Source organism: Pseudomonas sp. YH-1, from assembly GCF_051990045.1.
Lineage (GTDB): Bacteria > Pseudomonadota > Gammaproteobacteria > Pseudomonadales > Pseudomonadaceae > Pseudomonas > Pseudomonas nicosulfuronedens.
In genome coordinates this window covers 3,697,415-3,720,962 of sequence record NZ_CP178184.1, presented here as the reverse complement: position 1 = coordinate 3,720,962, position 23,548 = coordinate 3,697,415, and the positions used below count along the sequence as shown (strand labels likewise).

General features: G+C 55.5%; 18 protein-coding genes. 9 read left to right on the top strand and 9 right to left on the bottom strand.

The window, feature by feature from the left end; all coding sequences use genetic code 11:
* Positions 1-1,500, bottom strand: a complete 1,500-nt coding sequence (locus ACKI1H_RS17255) for a DUF3375 domain-containing protein (protein ID WP_440465732.1) — start codon at positions 1,498-1,500, stop codon at positions 1-3.
* Between the two features lie 405 nt (positions 1,501-1,905).
* On the opposite strand from ACKI1H_RS17255, the gene ACKI1H_RS17250 reads away from it, so the two are divergent.
* Positions 1,906-2,955 (top strand): hypothetical protein, encoded by a 1,050-nt coding sequence (locus ACKI1H_RS17250; RefSeq protein ID WP_440465731.1) that lies wholly within the window; start codon positions 1,906-1,908, stop codon positions 2,953-2,955.
* 272 nt (positions 2,956-3,227) lie between these two features.
* Here the strand turns inward: ACKI1H_RS17250 and ACKI1H_RS17245 are convergent, their stop codons facing one another.
* Positions 3,228-3,725, bottom strand: coding sequence for a DUF4124 domain-containing protein (locus tag ACKI1H_RS17245; protein ID WP_440465730.1), 498 nt, complete (start codon positions 3,723-3,725; stop codon positions 3,228-3,230).
* 75 nt (positions 3,726-3,800) lie between these two features.
* On the opposite strand from ACKI1H_RS17245, the gene ACKI1H_RS17240 reads away from it, so the two are divergent.
* Positions 3,801-4,088, top strand: a complete 288-nt coding sequence (locus ACKI1H_RS17240) for a DUF7740 domain-containing protein (RefSeq protein WP_440465729.1) — start codon at positions 3,801-3,803, stop codon at positions 4,086-4,088.
* A gap of 164 nt (positions 4,089-4,252) precedes the next feature.
* Here the strand turns inward: ACKI1H_RS17240 and ACKI1H_RS17235 are convergent, their stop codons facing one another.
* The 6 genes from ACKI1H_RS17235 to ACKI1H_RS17210 all read right to left on the bottom strand — a co-directional run bounded on the left by ACKI1H_RS17235 (position 4,253) and on the right by ACKI1H_RS17210 (position 16,133).
* Positions 4,253-8,527, bottom strand: a complete 4,275-nt coding sequence (locus tag ACKI1H_RS17235) for an AAA family ATPase (protein ID WP_440465728.1) — start codon at positions 8,525-8,527, stop codon at positions 4,253-4,255.
* Between the two features lie 5 nt (positions 8,528-8,532).
* The gene (locus ACKI1H_RS17230) at positions 8,533-10,110 is read right to left on the bottom strand and encodes a hypothetical protein (protein ID WP_440465727.1); all 1,578 of its coding nucleotides are present in this window, start codon (positions 10,108-10,110) and stop codon (positions 8,533-8,535) included.
* 13 nt (positions 10,111-10,123) lie between these two features.
* Positions 10,124-10,999 (bottom strand): helix-turn-helix transcriptional regulator, encoded by an 876-nt coding sequence (locus tag ACKI1H_RS17225; protein WP_440465726.1) that lies wholly within the window; start codon positions 10,997-10,999, stop codon positions 10,124-10,126.
* A 217-nt stretch (positions 11,000-11,216) separates the two neighbouring features.
* Positions 11,217-12,356 (bottom strand): hypothetical protein, encoded by a 1,140-nt coding sequence (locus ACKI1H_RS17220; protein WP_440465725.1) that lies wholly within the window; start codon positions 12,354-12,356, stop codon positions 11,217-11,219.
* 199 nt (positions 12,357-12,555) lie between these two features.
* Entirely contained in the window at positions 12,556-14,232 is a 1,677-nt protein-coding gene (locus ACKI1H_RS17215) for a UvrD-helicase domain-containing protein (RefSeq protein ID WP_440465724.1), read from the bottom strand.
* Complete coding sequence (locus ACKI1H_RS17210; RefSeq protein ID WP_440465723.1) at positions 14,229-16,133, bottom strand: ATP-dependent nuclease; 1,905 nt, start codon at positions 16,131-16,133, stop codon at positions 14,229-14,231. Before ACKI1H_RS17210 ends, ACKI1H_RS17215 begins: the two co-directional genes overlap by 4 nt.
* Before the next feature lie 951 nt (positions 16,134-17,084).
* On the opposite strand from ACKI1H_RS17210, the gene ACKI1H_RS17205 reads away from it, so the two are divergent.
* From ACKI1H_RS17205 to ACKI1H_RS17190, 4 genes are all read left to right on the top strand, one after another.
* Positions 17,085-18,614, top strand: a complete 1,530-nt coding sequence (locus ACKI1H_RS17205; protein WP_440468879.1) for a flavin monoamine oxidase family protein — start codon at positions 17,085-17,087, stop codon at positions 18,612-18,614.
* Positions 18,615-18,629: 15 nt separating this feature from the next.
* Positions 18,630-19,034 carry a c-type cytochrome gene (locus ACKI1H_RS17200; protein WP_440465722.1) on the top strand — a complete coding sequence of 135 codons (405 nt, stop codon included), beginning with the start codon at positions 18,630-18,632 and terminating at the stop codon, positions 19,032-19,034.
* Positions 19,035-19,062: 28 nt separating this feature from the next.
* Positions 19,063-19,563: a RidA family protein gene (locus tag ACKI1H_RS17195; protein WP_440465721.1), complete on the top strand. Its 501-nt coding sequence runs from the start codon at positions 19,063-19,065 to the stop codon at positions 19,561-19,563.
* Between the two features lie 180 nt (positions 19,564-19,743).
* Positions 19,744-20,436, top strand: a complete 693-nt coding sequence (locus ACKI1H_RS17190; protein ID WP_440465720.1) for an AMP-binding protein — start codon at positions 19,744-19,746, stop codon at positions 20,434-20,436.
* Between the two features lie 27 nt (positions 20,437-20,463).
* On the opposite strand, the gene ACKI1H_RS17185 is transcribed toward ACKI1H_RS17190, so the two are convergent.
* Positions 20,464-21,384, bottom strand: a complete 921-nt coding sequence (locus ACKI1H_RS17185) for an alpha/beta fold hydrolase (RefSeq protein ID WP_440465719.1) — start codon at positions 21,382-21,384, stop codon at positions 20,464-20,466.
* Between the two features lie 222 nt (positions 21,385-21,606).
* On the opposite strand from ACKI1H_RS17185, the gene ACKI1H_RS17180 reads away from it, so the two are divergent.
* The 3 genes from ACKI1H_RS17180 to ACKI1H_RS17170 are packed head-to-tail and all read left to right on the top strand — an operon-like array spanning position 21,607 to position 23,545.
* Positions 21,607-22,206, top strand: coding sequence for a 2-hydroxychromene-2-carboxylate isomerase (locus ACKI1H_RS17180; protein ID WP_440465718.1), 600 nt, complete (start codon positions 21,607-21,609; stop codon positions 22,204-22,206).
* Between the two features lies 1 nt (position 22,207).
* Positions 22,208-22,912, top strand: coding sequence for an SDR family NAD(P)-dependent oxidoreductase (locus ACKI1H_RS17175; RefSeq protein WP_440465717.1), 705 nt, complete (start codon positions 22,208-22,210; stop codon positions 22,910-22,912).
* Between the two features lie 60 nt (positions 22,913-22,972).
* The gene (locus ACKI1H_RS17170) at positions 22,973-23,545 is read left to right on the top strand and encodes a TetR/AcrR family transcriptional regulator (RefSeq protein WP_440465716.1); all 573 of its coding nucleotides are present in this window, start codon (positions 22,973-22,975) and stop codon (positions 23,543-23,545) included.
* Positions 23,546-23,548: the final 3 nt, after the last annotated feature.

The window sequence follows — 23,548 nt, the reverse complement described above, 5'->3', positions numbered from 1 at the left end:
TCACAACTCCCAATCAATGTCTTTGAGTGCAGCGCTATCCATACCGACGAGAGGAAGATGGAACCGCCAGCGTTGCTGTTCTGAGTCAACCAGCTCGACGCTTTCAGCCTCATCCTCGTAAACATGGAGCCCCGCCTCACGCGCCATTCCTAGCCACAGGGAGAATGTCTCCAGGTCGTGCGCTGGTGGCAGCAATGCGGCTAGTTCGCCAAGACTCAACGGTCGTCCCTGTTGAGCCAGTACCGACAGTGTCTCTTGGATGAGTGCATTTCGATCCAACCCATCAAATGCATCCCAAAAGTCCGAATCAATTTCGTCCAAACCAGCTGAAACGACATCCAGATTCAACTCTGCGTCGCCCTCCGTACTGAAGTCCTTAAACCGCAGACGCTCAACAGACGGGACACCGGAAATTGGGATCCCAATAGGAGGCAATGGCACAGCTTTGCGGCGCTCGCTTTGGCGCTGCCAGTCCAGCCCCAACGCCGCACTGAAAATGTCGTGAAGTAACTGGCCTACTCGGTGGTGTTCGAGGGCAAGCCCAGTCTTCATGAACCCTTTGACGTCCCTCTCGCTGCGCGCTCTTGCCTGCAGCACCGACTGAGATTCCTGGACCAGTCGCAGGACGAGCCATCGCATTTCTTTCTGCTGGCCACGCTGGAGGGCTTTGGAAGCAGCTGGATGACGAAGAATTGTTCGAACTCGCACGCGCATCTCGTCCAGCTCAATGGACTGTCGCAGTTGCTGTTGGAAGCTGTCGAACACCCGCCCTTCAGGTGTGCTCAATAGCGAGTCCTGTCCATCGAGTAGAAGGTCCACGATGTCGCCACGGTGGTACTGCTCGCTAATGATCGACTGGCGAAGTGCTCTGTCTGCGTCGCGCCAAGAGTCCTCAACCCTCCTGAAGTCCGCGCGCAGGCTCGTCGCCAGGCTATATACCTCTCGGATCCCCTCGATCGCCTGGGCCTCATCAAGAACGACAATGTGGCCAGCTTCCACCTGCTTCAGCTCATGCTCGAGATCTTGGATACGACGACGCAGGCTAGCAATGCGCCCCGTCGGGCTGGGGTTCAGATTGGTCTCGAGATTCTCGATCTCGCGCTGCACGACGGATAGTCGTGATGCGGTAGACGTCATCATTCGGCTGTCTAGTGACTCTACAAACTGAATCGCGACTTCTAGAGCATCCGTCGCGTAGACACGACCTTCGCGCTCGACGATCAGGCGTCGCTTGATCCACTCCCGCAACTCACGCCCTGCCTGGAGGTGGACATTGTCAGCATCGATCTCGAAAAGCTCTTGGCTTGCGTAGCTGGCAAGGAGCTCTGACAAGCCTTGAAGCGCATCCTCTACAACGATCCCATCGTTGGCTTTCTCGAATAGCGTGCGGAGACAACTAAGGACTAAAGGCGCCCGTCGCGAGGCCAAAAGCAGCCAAGCCGGATGCTGGCTGCGAGAGGAGACATAACGCTCGGTAAGCTGCTGAGTGCTCTCTTCCATGTCAGTATCTCGCGTGAGTCCTTCACTACTCGAATTACACCAACCATCCGGTGCCCTAATCCCCTCATCCCTTAGGGCGACTACCCAGCTGGAGGGGATAGCTGCGGAAATCACATCTTACCGCCCCATCAGCCCAATAATGGAGCCTCAGGAGCCTGCTATCAATAAATGAAGGTTTGATTTTTATCAAACCAAACGGAAATTTTCCAAGCGTACCCCCCCTCTTTCCCATTGCGCCTCCTGGATAAAATCGGTAGCTCTACAACGACAAAAATCTCCTTTGGAAGGCCCTTGAATCTGAAGCAATTAAATTTCAATTCTGCCACCACTTAGCCGACCGACACTGAAGCTCACCAGCGAACAGCACACACCCAAGAATCTGAAATCTTCACCCGGGGAAAAGAAATGGAAACCATGGAAATAGTGTCATCCTTGTTAATGGAATACATTTCAGAAGCAGAAAAAAATGAATTCCTTAGAGATCATGACTCCAGATTCCAAGAGCTAAGGAGCTCAGTAAAGAAAAAATCTGCGAACCTCCGCCCACCACTTAACGTCGTCTCGCAGCGTCTTTACACGATTGCAGACCATTCCTTTTACTGCGTAGAGCTTTTTAACTATAAGTGTTACCTACTAGCCAAGGGAATTATTCACGCTCTAGAAACCAGCAACCCTCTCTCACTGGCAAACAATTGCCATTCCCTCTTGGAACAGATAGCCACACTAAATTATTGCATGCAAGCGATTGAGGAGATGATTAACGACCTAAAGGACCAAGGAGCGCTAGAAAAAATTAACAATATAATTCTAAAAGCAGAGACAACACTACAAAGAACCTATGCCGGCCGGGGAGGTAAAAAAGGTGGACCAAAAGAGGAGGAAGCTATACACGTAAGCTCCTCCATAAGAGAGCTACAGAAAATAATCACTGACGCACAGCAGTCTTACGATTATCTGTGCGAATTTGTCCATCCAAACTATGGAAACAACCTACTGATTTCAAGTGGAGTAATAGGGACGGGTAAGATAGGAAGTCGCGAAAACTCCGACGAGTCCATAAAAAAGATTGCATCCATCAGTTGCAATCTACTGAATTTTAGCCGAAAAGTTAATCACACCACCTACCCTTACCTTACCTGGCAAGCACACCACTACGTGGAGATCTGCCTTCAAAAAGGAGCAAAAATCACTAATGTTTTCTCTACTAAGAAGCCAGTCCCTCAAGGCGACGGACGCTCAAAAGAGACAGCATTTTTCTTTAAGAACGCAAGAACAAGCCAAGAAGCCATAGCTTTAAGCTACCAATACCTTACCGAAACAGGGAGCAGCATAGATATCCGAAGAAAGACAAACGGAGGCGCCATCACCGAAAACGGAATAGTATATATTTACGACATCTGGAAAACCGAATCCGGAACTATCTGGTTTAAAATTCCTGGATACAAAGGAATTTAATAGACTTCAGTTTAATTCGGCTGCCTCCTGACTGTACGATTAATAGCAAGCGGACTGACGCAAGAGTGATACTTGCATATCCTCCCCAGCATGCTCCATCGAGCCGTGCTGGCGGGGATTACCATATAGACTGCTCTGGACGGTATATTAGCTAACGCGCCTCCGCCAGTGACTGCATATAAATTCGTTTGAAAGCGTACAGCGAAGATTAGATATCTGGACCTGAGCAGGACGCGGCAATCAGTTCTAAATTCGGATTTGGCCTTAGCTCACTACTCGCCGCAGAGTGCGACCACCATGATGTTTTGGATGTCATCGCCACTTGAGTATGCCTTGTCATCGATGACTGCGAACCTTTGAAATCCCACATAGCCACCAAATCCATTCTTAGCGTTGTACTCCCCGCAAATAGCCCACTTTGACGGGTCTGGGGAGATACCCTTAGCTACAAGGTTCCGCACCTGTAATGAGCCAGGGTCTTTTAGCTTCGCAGAAAGCGCGTTGACTGCCTTAGACTCACTACCTTCGGGGGCTGGGTAAGTTACTCGCGGCGCATTGGGCGCCGTACTGCTGACGAGCGACTCTTGCACATCACTCCTCTTTGACTGACTGTCGGCATCATCGATTACACCACCGCAAGGTACTTGCCCAAAAGTGGTGTTACCTGCAGCATCCTTGCACTTGTATACCTGGGCAGAGCTATAGCTCGAGACGCCAGCCAGCGTAGCAACAAGAGCAAGCCTTACGAAAAACCCTGTTGATCCTTTCATGTGTCTATCCCTGACTCTCACGGGCACCCGCGGGCATTTTTCTCCGCTAGGGGCAGTTGTCGAACTAACCGAGCAATGCAAGGTTGGGTAAATCAGCTCAGAATGCCAAACTCAGCGAGCAGCCCTCCCTCGTTGCGCCTATGCACACCTCAATCGGAACTCGTTTCAAGCGTGAACCTCCAAGACGCAATTCTTGCATTACTGCTCGCCGCAAAAATTCACGGTACCGATAGCGCCCTCAGGGTAACAGCGAAGCGCTGTGCTAAGCAGCTCCCACGCAGCAAACGCGACATCCTCCACAACATTGCGACGAGCCGTGAACCGTTAAAAATGGTCCATCACATCGCGTCCAACCTCGACTAATCCGCTCGTATGCCCCCTGACCAGAAACTCTCACTGAGGAGTCTGGTCGGGGGCGCTCTGACGAAGAGGAGCTAGCACGCAGAGACGGCGTACCATCATTTCAATCACTGGGTGCCGGCACACTCGGTGATAGTCTGCACTGGCATCTTCATGATGGAACGGATTCAAGACTCTCGAAGCCTATCCGCCTCTTCCAGTTTCGCTCGAAGGACATGATCAGCGACCTCAAGTAACCGTGCTTTGACAGCGGCGATGCAACTATCGCCCAGCTGTGGGTTCATGGGACGGGAGATAAACCGGTCTCGCACTTCCTCGTCCGGGTCACCCGCAAGCTCCAACAGAGCCTCTTCACTACCCACGAATTGAGGAAAACTCAGAAGCGCATCCACCAGAGCAACTCGAACCTTATTGTCAGGGTCCGTGACGAGTACCTGTTGCGCCTCAAGCCCCAACTGAGACCGAGGTGCAGCCTCAGCTATCAGTTTCAATTTCACTTGTTGGAACGAGTCTTCAGCGAGAACCGCCTGAGCGTTCGGTAGCATTTTCTTGCTCTCGACAAAGGCCAAACGCACAGTCAAATCAATGTCCTGGGCTAGACGTATTTGTGCCTCTTCGCACAACTCTCCAAGCCAAGGAAATTTGGCCAGAGTTTTTCTGACGCTAATCGACTCGTCACCTGTCAGTAGTACCTGCACACTAGGCTCCAGAGCTGGATAAGTCGCAAGTAGTTGGCGAATCGGCTGCTCATCATCGCGAGCAAGCACTTCCTGCACCTGAAGGGAAATGGACTTTCCCGGAAGATCCGAATGCTGGACTAAACGAGCGCGCACAGTCTTATCGGGGTCAAAAGCCAGCAATCGCTGAGCAGCTTTACTTGGACGATTCAGGGCCGCAACGGCGCGCCGAACGGCAACCTCCTGATCCTGGGCCAACTGTATTTCCAGCTCACGATCCATCCGCGAATCACGAAGCAATGCTGCACGTACCCCCGCCTCGGGGTCGGCTAGCAGCTTGATCAAGACGTCTCTACCGACACTGTCATTTCCAGCCACCATCTCACGCACCTTCGCGTTGTGGTGAGTAGCCAGTCGCTCATGCAGGTCCTTCGACAGCGCGGGGTTGCTCGCTAGTGCCTGAAGCACTTCCAGTGACGGTGAGCTCTCAACCCAGGTCGCTTGAAGTTCAGCGGGCAACTTACGGTTACTAGCCAGGGCCAGCTTGAGTCTAAGCGCTTGCGTCTGGGTACTTCCGGAGATTGCTGTCCCCCAAAAACCCATAGCCACTCCGAAGATTGATTGGGCTGACTCGACCCGAAAAATCTCTGCCATCAAGGCCGGCCCAATTGCAGAGTTACCTGCCAAAGCCTCCCGCACCTGCTGAGTCCCTGCCTTAAAGAGTCGCTCATACTCGAACTCCACAAGGCTTGGGTTATGCGCTAGCGCGGTCTGCACATCTTCGACATCATGGATGAGCTTGTTAACAACAGATGCGGTCAGATCAGGAATGCTAGCCAAGCGCGCGCGAACATCGATTACCTTGTCGTCAGCGACTTGTGCCTGTATCGAACCTGCCAAGGCCTTATTTTGCGCCAGCGACAGTCGTGTAATCAGGTCGCCGCTATCGAATAGGTCCTGCTGCACATCGACGCTGATTGAGGTGTTCTCTGCCAGAGCCCACCTCACTTCCGGCAAGTCGCCAGCAAGAATTTTCTGGACCTCATCGGGTAAATCGGCCGAAGAGGCAAGGCATACGCGAACGTCAAGAGCCGAATCATTCACTAGGTGAAGTTGAACACTCGGAAATATCTTTCTCCGCCCCCGTGCCAAACATTTACGAACGTCTTCATGCGTGTCGTGCATCAGTCTCTCGGCGACGGCAGCCGTGAGAGCCTCGTTACCGGCAAGCGCCTCACGCACGGAGGGGCTACTGTCCTTAGCCAGCTGTGCCTGAACATCGGTGTTAAGTGCACTATTACCAGCCAACTCCGTGCGTACTCTGCGCGACTCGTGCCGACTCAAGGTGATTTGCAGCAATGGCGAAGCTAGGTGGCGGCTGCCGGCCAACTTCTCCTGCACATCTTCGACGTCCTTCATCAGGCATTGGATAGTCGCACTAGCCAGAGCCGGATGTTCAGCCAGGTCGCAGCGCACTGCCACGCTGGGGTCCTGTGCCAACAGTAACTGTGCGGGAGCCCCCAGATTGCTGTTGCGTGCCAACGCGCGACGCACCTCTAAGCAGTCCGTGACCAGTTTCAACTGAACTGAATCTGGAAGCATCGCCTCGCCATCACGATTAGCCAGCGCTTCCCGCACGTCTTGATTCTCGTCACGAGCTAGAACTAGCTGCATGGCTTCGCTTAAACCCACTAGCTCAGCGAGGCTTTCGCGGACTTCAAAAGACTCGTCGCGAGCCAGCGTCATCTGCACGTCCGGATGCAGAATGTCATTACTGGCGAGGAAGTTGCGCACAGTGGTTGCTGGATCTTTTGCCAGCCGCTGCTGAAGCTCTTTGCTCAGACTTTTACCCAAGGCTAGTGCCCTGCGCACGACCGGATCCTCATCTGCAGCGAGCCTCTGCTGGAGCGCTTCATGTGTACTTCTGCGAGCCAACTGAAGCTTCTGTAGAGGCTCCAGTTTCAGTCGATCAAATTGAGCTGCTAGCAGATCCTGGGGCGCGTGTGCATGCATGCATGCCAACTGCAGTAGCTCAGGGTCGAAGCCACCCTCACTCTCCACAATGTTGATTCTTAGGGTGAGTACTTTCTCTGGGCAGTTGGGGTTGCGATACACCGCGGTCCGGACTTTCAGATCGCCGTCACCCGCCAGTTTCTCCAAAAGGTCGTCTGGGCAGTCCTCACTCTTAGCAACTTCTTCGCGGCGCAGCGGGTTGGGGTTCTCAGCCATTTGGATCAACTGAGCCACACTTAGCCCGTCACACGTGGAGGCTGGCTTCAGCTTGAGCTTCTCAAACAGCTCCTCATACTTCGCTACTTGATCACGCAGGGTCTCTCGTAACGGTACTGTCCGCTCGATGGCAGCCTCCAGATCTTCGAAGCGAAGCTCGCGCCCCTCTAAGAATGCAGTCTCCCGCGCCTCGTTGACCGCGTTCTGGATATCCGCACCGGCGTAATCACGGCACTGACTGACCAGCTTGCTACGAGCCTCTGCAGTTAGATTTGACTGCTCCCCCTTAAGGTGAATATCGAGAATCGCTCCTCGCTCCACTGCATTGGGGAAGCCAACGTAGAACACCTCGTCAAATCGACCTTTGCGGAGGAGCTCTGGAGGTAGTGCGGTAATGTTATTGGCAGTGGCAATTACGAACACCGCACCGGTTTTCTCCTGCATCCATGTGAGGAAGTAGCCAAATAGCCGTGAGGAGACCTCCGAGCCACTGCCACTATTCATACCAACGAACGCCTTCTCCAGTTCGTCGATCCAGAGAATGCAAGGGCTCACAGATTCCGCCATGGACAGAGCACGGCGCATGTTGTGCTCGCTTTCTCCGACGTACTTACCTAGCAGCGATCCGATGTCCAGGCGCAGCAGCGGCAATTGAAAAAGGCCGGCCGCAGCTTTGGCAGTCAGCGATTTACCGCAGCCGGGCATGCCTGCAATCAGGACCCCTTTAGGTGCCTGTACTCCAGACTCATGTGCCTCGCTCAGCCGGCGGAAAATCTGCTCCCGACGGCGTAGCCACTGCTTAAGATTCTCCAGGCCGCCGATGTCCGAGGCACTTTCGCTCACCTTGAGCATTTCCAGCACGCCACTCTTGGCAATGACCTGCTCCTTCTCGTACTGGATCAGAGACAACGCGGCGTCGTTGATTTGCTCATGCTGCTGGCGAGCCATCGCCAACGCCGAACGGATATCTTCTTGGCTTAGGCCGCTGCAGGCAGCATGCAGACGCTGGCGAAAATTTTCAGGTACCGACAGCTCGAGTTCCTGACAGACCGCATCGAGCTGTTGAGCGATTTCATCACCACGAGGCAGTTGCATAGGAAGCAGCGTTATCTGCGCTTCAATCTGAGGCGGGATATGCAGCGTTTCAGAGACCAGCGCCACTGCAGCTGTCCCTCTGTGATGACGCTGGATCCGGTTGAGCAACTGCTTTAGCCGAGCCACTGCTAGTGGCTGGTTCTCCAATGCACTCCGTGCATCCTTGATGACAAACAGCTTGCCGTCCAAATCATCATCAAGCAGCGACGGTAAGCTGGTGGCCAAGTCAGTGTTCGACGTCTCGCTGGAGCGTGGTTGCTTGTTGAAGAAATCCACCCATCCATAGCCCAGATTCCACTCTTTAGGATGCAGGCCTAGGTCACTGGAGATGTCCTGCAGCATGGCGTCGACCCTGGCCTCCTCACCGGACTGAATGAACAACCCGGGGTAACCGGCAACCAGGTGGGACTTGATCTTATCCTTGAGTTCGAGAAGGCTCATCGTGGTCACCAGGACGAAAGAAAATTCGAGGCAAAATCGCTGATGCCGCGACCAACAGACTCAATGGCCCGTCCCGCACTCTGAGCGACAGTAGCTGCCACCCGGACCGAAACCTTCGCCACAATCTTGCTAGCGCTGTAGATCACCTCGCCAATCTTCCCACCGGCCATCCCACCGGCTACACCACCAACGAACCCACCGACGACCGTGCCTATCGGACCCAGCACGGTGCCAATAGCGGCCCCAACTGTTGCCCCTTTAGTGGCTCCTGCAATCGCCATAGTCGCACTGACAGTGGTATTCCCGATTTCATCGATGGCTTCCTGCCCTGTGAGCTCTCCCTTGCCCAGCTTGTAAAGCACCTTCGCGTTCTGCAGACCTACACAAGCGATGTTGGTGATCAAGCCCGCAGGGGTATTGCGCAAGGCGGCACCCAAGAAGCCATTCTTCGCCGCAACAACCAATGCACCAGAGATCGCAACCTGAGCGGCGATGTTCGTGCCGGAGCGGAGCGAACTCTCGAAGAACTCCTTGAGGTCTTCACTGGCACTGGGATTCTCTCGACCATTTAGTCGATTCCAACCGCGGCGAGCCAGGATCCGCGCACCTTGCATGCCCGCAGCGATGCAGGCGCCGAGCAAAGCCTGCTTACCAATTTGTTTAGCGATGTCGATACGGTTGGTGTCTTTCCAATCGTACTGCCGAGCTTCCTCTTCAGCCTGTGCCTTTTGCTGTCGATCCCGAGCTTCCTCCTTCGACAACGGCTTTGATTTCACACCGCCAGCTTCGATTACCTCGGTGCTATTGGGCACATCAGCGCCCTGCCCCTCGGGAACCAAACGCTGCTGATCACCGTAGTCACCACGCTCGAACTGACTATTGGTCGCGCTGGCGTCAGCCCCGTACTTCGACTGGTAACTGCCTACGACATTGCCCTTACCGTCGACGATCTCGATGTCGACCGAATTCAACTCGCGCGAGTGGACCATCCGTGCACGGTAGGGGCTGCCTTTGACAGCCGCATCGATGTTGAAGGTATCAACGTGATGCTGCTCAGCAATCAATCCATTCAGCTGGGGATTCTGGTTAATCGCACCAGCTTGGGTGGTCACGATCCTTTTGGCATTTTCAGTGGCTTTAGCCAGCGCTTCATCGATGTTGCCGGCATACAGGCCCACGTGCACCGAGCCAGAAACAGCAGCACTCGTCTCGATCTCTCCAGCCAGCCACGACGCCTTGCTGCGCCCTTTGTCCAAATGGGTCTGCAGCGATTCTCGGGTGTCATTGAAGACGGCAGTGGACCGGATCACCTGACGGCTTGTTTCCAGCAGCTCTTCTTCGTCTTTCCAAAGCTCCGGGTACTTGCGGAACTCGTCGCTAAGCCACTCTTCCAACGGCTTCTCACCGCGCTCATTGCACGAGGCGACGAACGAGGCGACTACTGAGGTGGCCTTGTCGACGTTTTCTTCGCTTCCGAAGAGAGTGCCTTCAATGCGAGCCGCTTGGCCCTCAGCGATCTCATCAAGATTAACGCTGCTGTCCTTGTCGTAGTCGTCGCCTAAAGGCTTTTCCATTTCAGTCATGGTGTGTCCTGCTTCACTGCAGATAGTCGTTTAGTTCGTCCAGCAGCTTCTGCTGCAGCCAGACGGGTTCGATGATCCGTACGTGTGGAATCCAATAGCGGATGATGGGTAGCAATTGATTGGGATGGTTGGCTTGGCAACGCAGGAGCAGCTGACCGTTTTCTCGCTGTTCGATCAGCTCCTGACGAGGGAGCACATTACGCCGCAGAAAGTAATGAGCATTGTCGGCGGCTACTTGTAAGGTGACTTCGAATCGGTTTTGACCGAACCAGATATCGTCATCCTCATGGATCTGATTCTGCACCTCAGGGAGAGGCTCAAAGACTTCCTGCATCACCTGTAGGTCGCAGATACGCCCCAGAGCAAAGCTCTTCAGGTGGCCACTTTCAGTGGCAGCCAAGTACCAGATACCCTTGTTGTGGATCAGCAGATAGGGCTCCACCTGCCGAGCCTTGTCGGTGTAGAGCATTCGGCAGCGTTGGCGTCGCTCGATGGCTTGGCGCAGTTGGCGAAACACCTGGTCATGCGGCTGGCTGGCCTCAAAATGGCCGTTACGCACCAGAAAACTGGTATTGCCTTGTTTCAACAATTCCAGCCAGGAGCGACGACTAATCGCAGAGGGAAACATCTGCTCGACACCACTGAGTCTGGCAAAGGCCTGCAGGTCCGTCGGGGAGAGCTCGCTCTGGTACTCAGCAGCGAGTTGGATGCGGCCATTCCCCAGTGGAGCGATCACGTCACCCAATCGGTTCAGATCTCGATAAATCGTGCGTTCACTTACCCCGAAGCGCTCGGCGAGCTGTTGACGGTCCAATTGCTCGCCCAGATGTAGCAGGCGCAGGATCTCCGCCAGGCGCCATGCAAGGGTGTCATGGAACTCAGATGCCATTCAGATGCTCTTCCAATAAGCGTTGAACAGGAAATCTAGCGCCTACCTTTGACAGGTTATGTCAGTGCGACTCAGCGCACTTTGATAAAAGTCGGAACGATAGCGAGCATGATGCCTTATGGCCATCTCTCCAGCTTTTTTTATTGGGCACGCGCTGGATATTGGGGCACGCTGGTCGGGCGGAGCATCGAAGATCTTGTGCAATCTCAACTCCACGTCAGTTAGCGCTGGCTGTCTGAGAGTCACGCTGAGCCACATCCAGGGACTTCACAGCACGGCGCTCAAACGCGATGCACTGCGCGGTGTACTGATCCAGATCCTTCCCCCAAATTTTTGCCAGGGAAGCGGGACACAGCAGCACAACCGCCCCGTACGAATACAAGGCGAAACCTTCCACTAGATACTGCTTCTCCTGACTGAAGGAGAGTGCCCATTTCTTGGCATCCAAGCTGTGCGCTGGGTATTCCTCATTGCTAATTAAGTAGCGTTTTACCGTACGGTCGCTGACTCCTAGGAGCTTGGCTGCAGCGAGCGATGGCAGGCTCAGTAGGCTAGGCATCGTCAGTACCAGTACCCCCAGAAACAGCAGAACGCCGGACAGTGCGGCCTTGATCTGAGCTCGCTTCCCTTTCGATGCTGCGATGAAGTAGCCAATGGCCGGAGACATAGAGGCAATCATCGTGACAAAGCAGAACAGCAGCTTTTCTTGCCAATCACCCACGCCCAATTTCGCCTCAAAAGAGGCTTCCACGAAGGTTGCCGGGTACATTCCACAAAACGCCGTAGCACCGACCATCACCGTTAACGTCGCACAGGCTAGAAGCTTCCTCGGTAGGGTATGAGCTGCAACCAAAGCTTCAACCCTTGTGCCATTAGCTCGGATGAAGGACCAGGAGAACACCGCGGGCGGTATGAAGACACTTAGCAACCAAGCAGGTCCTGCTGAGCCATCCACCGCATAAGCAACGCCGATGGGAACGATAATTCCAAGCATGGCCGCTCCTGTCAGAGCGATTACCTGGCGCACAACCTTTTCGGCCTGACCCGGAAAAGGCCGCAGCCAACCAAAAAGCCCAGACAGAATCAGGGAAGTGATCAGCATGGCGCCGAGGATAAGCACGAAGGCCAGTATGTAGGCGAGCCAGAGAACTACCAGCCCGGGGCCTAGCTCAAGCGACGGCAAGAGCGCATCAGGACGACCGATGTAATGGGTGTAAATCGCCAAATTGACGATACCGGCGAGAGGCGACAATGCCGCAACAACGGCGAAAATCCAGCCGTAGTGATCTTTGACGACATTCAAGACCCAAAGGGCTAACCCCTGCCCTTGGACGTTTGGAATATTTTCGTGCTGCATGCGAGCTCCGGTCAAATGGATATCTCCTTATAGCGACCGTCTAGCACGCGACTTTAAGCCGGACTCGTGCGTTACGCTGGACCGAAATAGATCGCCGATAGCTCCCAGTCTCCAAGCGGGGGTTTCCACTGAAAAAGAGAGACCGGAACTACGGATCTCCGAGGCAGCACGGGAGCGCATTCTGGTGTGAGCGGCGCGTTCAGACGCTGGTCAAAAACGGCCTAGCGTAACCGTAGAACTCCTCATGCACGGAGCGCTTCACATTCCAACGCCTCGGTTCAGAGGGCGGAGTCTCTCGCTCTTCGCAGACTGTCATTACAAGACGGCGCTTCGCTCGCGAGACCCCAACAAAAAATGTGCAGCGCTCTTCTGCGGCCTTGCCCCAGAAGGTCTCTTTCTCGACCCCTAGGATGATCACTGAATCGAACTCCAGCCCCTTGCTCTTATGCATCGTCAGGATCCGCACTGACTGATCATCAGCAAAGCGCTCCAAGGCCTTTGGCAGGCAAGGCTCAAGCTTGAGCAGCTCAGCAATTCGCTCTTTGGTCAATCGAATGACCTCGACAAGCCGCTCACGGCTTTCGTAGTCAGGCGACAGGGCCATCAGCGTCTCAATCTGCACATGCTGCAGGAACGCTCTTGCAGCCTCCCACCAACCAGAAAATGGATCATCAAGTAGCTCCGCCAATGCGATCGCGGCTCGCTGCTGCTTAATCAGGCGATCAAGCTCTTTTCGGGCGCTGGACTGAACGTCTTCGTCGTCGGCAAATGGTGCCAACAGATTTATCAATCGAACCCAGGCCTTCGGCTCTCGCTGTCCATATAGACAAGACAAGTAGTCCACGATGAGACGTGCGGCAGGCTCTACCGAAATGTCCTGCATCTGCTGTTCGTTTCGGTAAGGTATTGCCCTCTTCTCCAGGGCGGCGACCAACTGCCAAACGTAGAGATCTGGCTGCTTTGAAACCAGAACAGCAATCTCTGAGGGAGGCACCCCTTCCTGATTCACCCAGCCGGCAATGAGGTCCGCCAGGTACTCAGCTTCCTTTCCGCTATTCTCGAAATTCCAGGCAATGATCTCCCCCTCGCCTCCCTTGATCTGCGACTCAGGTACTGCGGCGGCTTCGTCAAGCACGCGAACAATTTCGTTCTGCATGCGCAACAGGCGGGGCTTGGAGCGGAAGTTGCGGTACATGTTCAAAGGCAGCGCATTGAAGTCCTTGGCAAACGCCTCGAAGATCCCATCCAGGGCACCTGCCCACCCCATGATTTTCTGCTTCGTGTCGCCGACTGCTGTCAGGCGAATTGGCGTGTCCTGGAAGGCCAGTTTGATCAGCTCATACTGGCGGTCTGTACAGTCCTGAAACTCATCCAAAAAGACATCACTATAGGTCTGGCGAATTGCATTTCGCGCAACCGTAGACTCTCTCAAGATTCGAATGGCCAGCGGCACCAAATCAGAAAACTCAATCTGATTCTTTACCCCGTCTACCTTCCTATCGCTGATTTTGTAGCCCGGAGCCAATGCGTACTTTCCGGTCAATACTGCCCGAAAGCGATCGATGATCCGCTTCGCAAACGCGTGGAATGTGTAGCTATCGAACCGCACCGCGAGATCCGTGCCACAGCGCTGGAGGACACGTTCCTTCAGATTTTTGCTGGCGTCGACCTTGAACGAGATGGCCAGAATTCTCTTCGGGTAGCGGCAGTTTCCGGTTCGTAAAAGAAAGTCGGCCCGCTGCGCCAGCATTTCCGTCTTACCAGCACCTGGCCCCGCCGTCAGAGCGAGGCTTTGCTTACGCGCCTTAGCAGCCGCAAGTGCATTTGGCTCAAGTTGAAGCCCATCTGCCGGCGTCCAATCCTCTGCCTTGATCATTCGGGCAGCCCCTCCAACTTCGTGATTGCTGCATCAATCAGTCGGCTTAGTGAGGGCGGCATAGACGCCAGTAGGTCTTGATCCTCTAGCTTTGCAAGCGCGTCGATGTGAGCAGCAGGCTTGCTCCCGAGCTTAAAGCGCTGGTGATAGGTATCGAAAAGGCTCAGCTCAGAGGCACTGTACTGGGCGGAGTTAACGTGACTCTTGCCTAGGACCGCCTTGATCGTAGCTGTGTCTGGAGCGCCGTAGGAAACAGAGTAGGCTGTTGGATACGCAAGCAACATTGCGAAATCCAAGTCCATGGGCGAAGAGAAGAATATGCCCCGCTCCTCTAGCTCGCTGAGGTGCTCCGGGTAGTCGCGTACAAGTTCAGTAGGGTGGTTCCAGGGGTGAATGGTGAGGGTTGAAGGCAGCACCATCGCTGGCTTGAAGATGGCCAGTTTGTCGTTAACGTACTTGATTCGTCCCCAGCCGGCGGCATAGCGCGCAGTATCGAGATCCAGCAACGTCAAGTAAGGGATCTCCAACGCCTCCAATAGGCGCCAGAAGTGGTTAACGTGACGCCCACCCAAAGGAGCAATCGTTACGGCAGCTTCATCGATGGGCACCCCTTTCGCGCGAAAGAGTCGAGGCAACACAATCTCTTCGCTATCGCCCTCTCCGAGAATGATCAGTCGAGAGAAGTAGATCTCGGGAAACGCTTGGACAGCCTCACGCACGAACTTGTGCGCATCATCGGTCGAAGCCGGAAGCTGAATCGTGGTGACCTTAGTGTGCCTGGACCCAGTCAGTCGCAGGTACCGAATGTGACCAGGCTCGACCCGCCGCAGCATTGAGGGTGCATGGGTCGCGATCAAGGCCTGAGCATCGTTCTGACTTGTCATGCTATTTAGAGCACTGACAATCCGTCCCAGATAATGCGGCGACAGACTGTTCTCAGGCTCCTCGACCGCCACAATAGTGAACACAGGGGGGCGAAGCTTTATCACGTCAAATGAGGTATCGGCCTCCGAGAGAACAGCACGTCCGATGGCTTGAGATGCAAGAACAAGCGACAGGTACAGCATCGACTTTTGGCCATCGCTAAGCCGAGAGAAATCGACCATTTGGTCATCATGGCCAGGTGTGAAAGAGACCGACATGTGGCGTAAAAGCGCTTCAATCTCAGAAGCCACGAAGGTAATTTTTGGATCAGTAAAAAACTGTCCTTTATGGAGCCGCGCCCATGCTGCCCTTAGCTGTTCGCTCAGCATGCCAACTGAAGGGTTAGCCTCCAAGCTGCCACTGATCTGATCCGTGAGCTCCTTAACGGCCTCTCGCTCGGCGCTCCACTGAACTGATCGAAGCATCCGACCTAGCAAGGCATTCGCCCCATAGGTGATGTGATCAGCAGGGTCTCTGCGTGCAGGTAGGTAGTGGACCTGGATGTGGTTCCGCTCAGAGCGTGGCACTTTCGTGGTCGACAGAGGCGAACCGTCAGGATTGACGTCCAGGACATACACCAGACTTTCCTCGATGTCGCCATCCAGCCCCATCGTCGCAGTGAGGCGAAACCTAACCCGGGCCAGGCCATCCGCTTCGTCTAGGCGCATGTGCCCAAAATGAGGGGCGACCGTACTGTTATCAGAGTCGAGCCCTAGCTCCGGGAACACAAAATCGGCCTCGACCCAAAGCTGACGTTCGTCTGGAGCTGCCTGCTCGTCGAACGGCACGTGGAAATCAGAACGCTGTACCCGCCGAAGAGCAGGATCAAACGCGAATAGCCGGCAAATGGCCTGGAGCGCGGCTGTTTTCCCCGATCCATTCGGGCCGATCAGGTACGTAATGTCTTCGAGAGTGAGCTCAGTAGGTTCCAGCCCGTAAGATTGAAAATTCGACAGACGAAGCGCTTGCAGTTTCATGGTCGATGACGTTCCTTGTTTTTTGATTCACAGATTACTGCGGCCCGAGCCACCAAAGCGTGCTACCGACTCAGGCGCGAATCTCCGTGCCACCCAGGATCCACGACAGGACTGATCACGACATTGATATCTATTAAGGCGCATCGAGTTAGGTGGTCTTTATGCAGCGAAGACAAGGGCCCCCGTCAATCTGGATATGAATTCTGCCCGCGAGGCGTGGCTTCCTGCCGAAGCAGGAGGCCCATTAAAAAAGGAGCTTGCAAAACATCACGTCCAGGGCTCGGAGGATGCACAGAAAACTGAGGGATTCTGAATCCACCACCCCCTCCTCGTTGCAATCCACCCCCTCACCCTGCAAGTCATTGCCATACTGCGGAAACGACTTCCATCAGAGTGTCGCCTAAGCGACACTCTTGCCCCCCGTAAATAAAACACAGGGCTCAAGAAAACGGACATACACCTTGATCCTGACTTTTGCCAGTGGAGCTAGCCCTAGCACCACATCCACCCCGTAAATCGCCCCTACACCATCGTACTTTTCGGCTGAGTGCCGATTCTCTGTTTCCCGAATTAATCTTCGCTACAAAACAGCCAAACGGCCCCACCTAGGTGCAAACAATAGGCTGATAGGCCTCGAAGGCTCTATCTCAGTGCATACCGTCAACATCCCTCGCTTCTAATGGCATCTTGCCAGACCCTCTCCGCGACACCTTGAAACTATTGATCGAGCGTTCAACGGAAGAACGCGACTCAGCAAATTGGCATATCGGTTGCAATGGTTCGTTTGCTTGCTAATTAAATTTCCAAGCACTCAACCTGCGGCAGAAAAGGCCCGCCGGGAGGGGAAAGTTTTGCCCGAATGAAAGCCAAGGAGGTTGTATGGAAGCACGACAAGGCATGAGCCGGCGCGACTTGCTGGCATTGATTGGCAAGACCGCGGGCGCGGCAGCGATGTATCAGGCAATGACTTCGTTGGGCTTCGCAGCGGAGTCCGACTACCACGGTGAGATACACCTCCAGGGGGCACCCAAGGGTGCCAGCGTCCTCGTGCTGGGAGCGGGTCTGGCAGGTATGACGGCCGCCTACGAACTGCGCAAGGCCGGCTACAAGGTGCAGGTACTTGAATACAACGCCAAAGCCGGTGGCCGCTGCTGGACGTTGCGTGGCGGCGACCGCTTCACCGAAATGGGAGGCGCCACCCAGCACTGCGAGTTCGACTCGGGCCTCTACCTCAACCCCGGGCCGTGGCGTATCCCGTATCACCATTACGCGGTGCTGGATTACTGCAAGCGCTTTGGCGTGCACCTGGAGCCCTTCGTTCAGGTCAACCACAACGCGGTGTTCCACGCCAGCAAGGCATTCGGCGGAAAGCCACAGAAAATACGCGCTGTACAGGCCGACTTCCAGGGACACATCGCCGAACTGCTGCACAAGGCCGTCGGCCAGAACGCGCTGTCGGCCAGCGTGACCCGCGAGGATGGCGACAAATTACTGGAAGCCCTGCGCGACTGGGGCGCTCTGGACGGTCAGGGGCGTTACCTGAAGTCGCCAGCAGCGAGCCTGCGCCGTGGTTATGTCTCCGACCCAGCCGGCGGGCTGATGCCGCTGGCGCAGGATTCTGATCCGCTGGACGCCGCGGAGCTGGTGCGCTCCGGCCTCTGGCGACACCTGATTGATGGCCAGGAATACGACTACCAGACCACCTTGTTCCAGCCTGTCGGCGGCATGGACATGATCGCCCAGGCCTTCGCCCGCCAGGTCAACGACCTGATCCGCTACAACAGCAAAGTCACCGCCATCCAGCAGGATGACAAGGGCGTCACCGTCACCTATGTCGATCGCGAAGGCGCCGGCGCACCGATGCAGGCCAAGGCCGACTGGTGCGTGTGCACCCTGCCGCTGTCGATCCTCGGCCAATTGCCACTGAACGTCAGCCAGGACATGCAGGCGGCGATCCGCTCGGTGCCCTACGACGCCTCGGTGAAGATCGGTCTGCAGTTCAAGCGGCGCTTCTGGGAGGAAGACGAGCGCATCTTCGGCGGCATCAGCTACACCGACCTGCCGATCGAGAAGATCAGCTATCCCAGCACCGACTACGGCAAGCCTGGAAAGGGGGTGCTGCTGGGTGGCTACGTCTGGGGACCAAACGCCTACGAATTCACCGCCATGAGCCCACAGGAACGGGTGAAGAAGGCCGTCGAGTACGGCGCGCAGATCCACCCGCAGTACACCGCCGAGTTCGACAACGGTATTGCCGTCGGCTGGCATCGCGTGCCCTGGACCAACGGCTGCTATGGCATGTGGACCGAGGAAACCCGCGCCCAACACTACCGCAACCTGTGCCAGATCGACGGACGCATCGTCCTGGCTGGCGAACACGCCTCGTACATTCCAGCGTGGCAGGAAGGAGCCGTGCTGTCCTCGCTGGATGCGATCACCCGACTGCACACCCACATCGTCGCCAGCCAGCGCGCCGCCTGAGGCAAGGAGAAGCCCATGACCCGCCCCCGCTCACCACTCGCCGCCCTGGCACTCTGTGCAGCCCTGTCCGCTGGTGCCGCTCAAGCCGCTGAACAGCCCCCCTTCTCAGGTCCCGACCACTTCGACGAAAGCAGCGGGCAGGCGCTGTTCCAGGGCATCTGCCAGGGCTGCCACATGCCGCAGGCGCAAGGCGCCGAAGGGGCCGGCCATTACCCCGCGCTGGCCCACAACTCGCGCCTGGCCGCGGCGGCCTACCCGATCTATATGGTCAGCCACGGCAACGGTGGCATGCCCAGCTTCAAGGACTACCTCAGCGATGAACAGATCGCCGAGGTGGTGAACTACGTTCGAACCCACTTCGACAATCACTACGCCGACACCGTGAAGGTCGACGACGTGAAGAAGATCACCCAGCGCTGAGACTCGCGCATCACACAGGAAGGACTCCATGAACAAGACTCTGCTAACCCTAGGATTGGCCTGCGCCACGCTGGCCGCAAGCGTCACGACACAGGCCGCGGAAGTGATCCGACACAAACTACCGGGCTCGGACTTTCCCATCGCCCTGGCGGTGGAAATCCCGGCCTCCGCCACCGTGGTCAACCTCAGTGGCGTGGTGCCCGGCGTGATCAACACCAACGCACCGAAAGACAGCCTCAAGGCCTATGGCGACACCGAGGCGCAAACGGTCAATGTGCTGCAGAGCATCGAGAAGAACCTGCAATCCCTCGGCCTGAAGATGGGCGATGTGGTGAAGATGCAGGTTTACCTGGTGGGTGACCCGGCCAAGGGCGGCAAGATGGACTTCGCTGGATTCATGAAGGGCTATACGCAGTTCTTCGGAGGAGCGAAGCAACCCAACCTGCCCTCACGCTCGGCATTCCAAGTCGCTGGTCTAGCCAATCCCGGCTATCTAGTGGAAATCGAGGTGGTGGCAGTACGCCCCTGACGAAAGATCGAGTGGGGGCAAATTTGCCCCCACTCTAAACAAGCAGTAACTCATCCAGCCGGCAGCATCACCCTACCCGCCAATCGAGTGTCGTCCAGAAGACGTTTCTCTCTCCGCAAGCTCTCTACGATCAGATCCGAAGGCCCCACAAAAACAAATCAAGTGCCTCTGGAGAGTCCAATGAATACCTCACCGCTTGCCTGTATAGCTCGCCGTCAAGCCCAAGAAATGCCCAAGCGTCTTGCACTTTCTTTCGAAAGCCGTCACATCACCTACCAAGAGCTGAATCGTAGGGCGGATCAAGTAGCTCGCGGGCTGTGGGCCGCGGGCGTATACGGCGGCCGAAAAGTGGCGACAGTTCTTGATGGCTGCACAGAGCTGTACGAGATAGGCATAGGGGCCGCGCGTGCTGGAGCTACGCTCGTGCCACTAGCTCACAGCCTCTCCGCAGAGAAAATTCTGGAGGCTCTGAAAGACTGTCGACCGAAGGCTATTTTTGTATCGCCGCAGTCAATGCAAAAGCTCGAACGGATCAGGCTGCAATTGTATTTTGTAGAGCTGGTTGTTGTCGCCGGACAGCACTTCGCCGATTGGAGGTCGAGCCAGGTCGACTGCGCGAATGAAGTCTCCCCCTGGATTGGCGATGTTGTGCTGCAGAGCTACTCATGGGATGCCAGCGGCTCTCCCTGCCCTATAAAACTCAAGAGCGCCGATCTACGCAGCGACTTTCCGAAGTTGATGGCGAATGAAGCTGCCGTGTTAGACGAAGAAAACGCGGTTGTTGATATTGCCAGCGAGGCTGAACCAGTGCATAGCCTTCTAAGCGGATTAACGGCCTTGGTATGTGGCGCTCATGTGCGGTTAAAAGGCTAGGGCTGGCTAGCCCTAGCCTTTCAATCGTCAGCTCTGCGCAAGGAACTCGGTGAGCAGTTGGTTCACCTCAACCGGACGCTCTTGCTGTATCCAGTGACCCGCCCCCTCAATCAGGTACTTGCCCGAAAGCTGGATGGCATTGAACTCGAGGGCGTCATACTCCTCACGTGTCATGGTTAGGACACCATCTTGCTCTCCTGAGATGAAGAGCAGGGGTTGGGTGACGACGGCGCCATTCCAGAACGGAGTCATCTCCCAGTTTCTGTCCATGTTGCGATACCAGTTGATCCCTCCAACGAAGCCTGACTTCTCAAACTGGCTGACAAACACCTGCAAGTCGGTTTCGGTGAGCCAGGACGGAAGTTGCTCCGGCTGGATGAGGTTATCGACCAGGCGAGTCGTCTTACTGAAGGCTATGAAGTTCGGCGGGTTGCTGCTCAGCTTCGCTTCCCCGGAGCCGGCATAGAGGATCCCCAGAAGACTACGACGGACGTCTTCTTCAAACTCCTTCTCTACCAGCCCAATTTTCTGGAAGTAATCTTGATAGAAGTGCTTCTTCTGCGTCGCTAGAGCGAATCTCAGATTTGGGCGCGCTCCTCGCCTGGGCATGTATGGCACGCTGAGCAAGCCAACCTTAGTGAACTGATCTGGGCGTAACAGCGCACAGGCTGCAGCCACCATCGATCCCCAATCGTGGCCGACCACCGCTGCATCGCGGACCCCCAGCTCATTGAGCAACCCAACCACGTCGCCGACCAAATTCATGATGTGGTAACTGGGGATATCCGAAGGGACCTCTGTGTCACCGTACCCACGCTGGTCAGGTGCAATTACGCGAAATCCCGCATTTGCCAAGTGCTCGATCTGGTGCCGCCATGAGTACCAGGACTCCGGCCATCCATGAAGGAGAACCACAACAGGGCCTTCGCCTTGTTCGACGTAGTGCATGCGGATTCCGTTAGTGAACACGTGGTGATGCTTAAGGGCGAGCATGGCGTTCGTCTCCAGAACGTTAGGAATGAGGAATCACCAATCCTAGGATTCACCGTTCGAGCGAAGTGTCATGCAGATTACATTCTGGATGTTATTTGACATCCAGAATGGATGATGAATAGCATCCAGATCGATGCATTAGGCAGTCCCCGTCACTTACGGCAAGGAACAACTCAAATGCACCTTCAGTTCGTCTACGACTACCGAAGCCCTTACGCCTATCTGGCAAATACCCAGCTGGCGAGCCTGAATCACCCAGTTGAGTACTGTGCCGTGGACATCGTCGCGGTCATGAAGAAGGTCAATAACCAGCCCTCACCGGCTTGCCCTGCAAAATCCAGGTACTCGGGTGTAGATGCTGGCCGGTGGGCAGCGCTCTACCAAGTTCCATTGAAGCCCAATAGCCGGCTTTTCAAGGCACTTCGCAGCCAAGAATTCGACGGTTCACTGTTTTCCAGGGCGGGGATTGCTGCTCAGTTGCTCGGTGCTTTTGAAGTCGTCCACCCCACACTTTTCGAGGCCATTTGGGCCGGCGACGACGACCTGCTCAGCGTTGATGGACGAAAGGCGTTTCTAGAGCGGCTCGGCGTCGAAGTAGATATCTGGCAGATAGCAGACTCCGCGCCTGTTCGCGAACAGCTAGCCGAAGCCAACGATGAAGCGGCTAGCCGGGGAGTCTTCGGCGTACCCACGTTCTTCTGTGGGGATGAGCAATTCTTCGGAAACGACCGGCTCGACTTTGTCAGAGCTGCATTGAAATCAGCACAAGAGGCGTGAAATGAACGAGCAAAAAATCGCAATCGTTACCGGTGTTGGCCCTGGTACAGGAACTGCCATTGTCCGTCGCTTGGTCGCAGACGGTTTCAAGGTCGCCATGATCGCCCGCAACAATGAGCGGCTGAGAAAACTTGAAGAAGAGCTGCCAGGTGCGTTGGCTTTCGCGGTTGATGTGACCGATACCAACCAACTTGATGACGCATTGAGTCGTATTGAGGAACAGTTGGGGCGTGCACACGTACTGGTGCACAACGCTGTGGGAGGTACCTTTGGCAATTTCCAGCAGATCGATCCCAAGGCTTTGGAGGCCAACTTCCAAACCAACGTAATGGCGCTGCTGCACCTGGTCAGGCGGCTTGCCCCTTCAATGATCGAGAAAGGCGAAGGAGCGATCGTCGTCACAGGGAATACGTCTGCACTCCGAGGCAAAAGTCATTTTGCAGGTTTCGCTCCCACAAAGGCGGCTCAGCGGATTCTGGCTGAATCCATCGCACGTGAACTGGGGCCGCAAGGCGTGCATGTGGCTTATCTAGTCATCGATGCCGTCATCGATGTTGAGTGGACTCGGAAAATGCGTCCCGATGCGGCTGACGATTTCTTCATCCAGTCAGATGACATTGCAGCAGAGATATCCCATCTCATTCATCAGCCCAGGAGCGCATGGACTTTCCTCGCCGAGATACGCCCCTTCGGCGAAAAGTGGTAAGTCTGTGTCGTTGGGCCGGATGGTATGCTCCGGCCCAGCATCAACTGAGAGGCAGACGCAATGGGGCACTCACAGGCCAGCAAAGAGTCGACGCATGATCGCATCGTGGAGATTGCGGCCGAGCGCTTCTGCGAGTTGGGTATCGATGGCCTAAGCATCGCCAACCTGATGAAGGAAGCCGGCCTCACGCACGGTGGCTTCTACAAGCATTTTGCTTCGCGAGATGAGCTGGTAGCAGAGGCACTCGCGAGCGCGTTTAAGCGCTCGGAAGCACCACCGCGGGCAACCCAAGTCACCTTTAAATCTCTTGTTTCAGAGTACCTAAGCGATAGTCATCGAGATGCGGTGGGGACCGGCTGCGCTGTCGGGGCACTGGTCAACGATGTAGGTCGACTCCAGGGAGAGGCAAAGGACCTTTATACCCAGAAGGTGAAAGCAAATTTGCGCGGCATCTCGAGACTAATTGGGCAGTCGGAGAAACAGGCTGTGAGTGCGGATGCGATGGTCGCTTTCTGCGCCATGGTGGGGGCACTTGGCCTATCTCGCGCCGTATCGGATGACAAGCTGTCCAAGGAAATCCTTTCTGTGGTCAGCCAGTTCTTGCTGCACTCTTTTTCGCCGGTTCAGAAGTAGTCG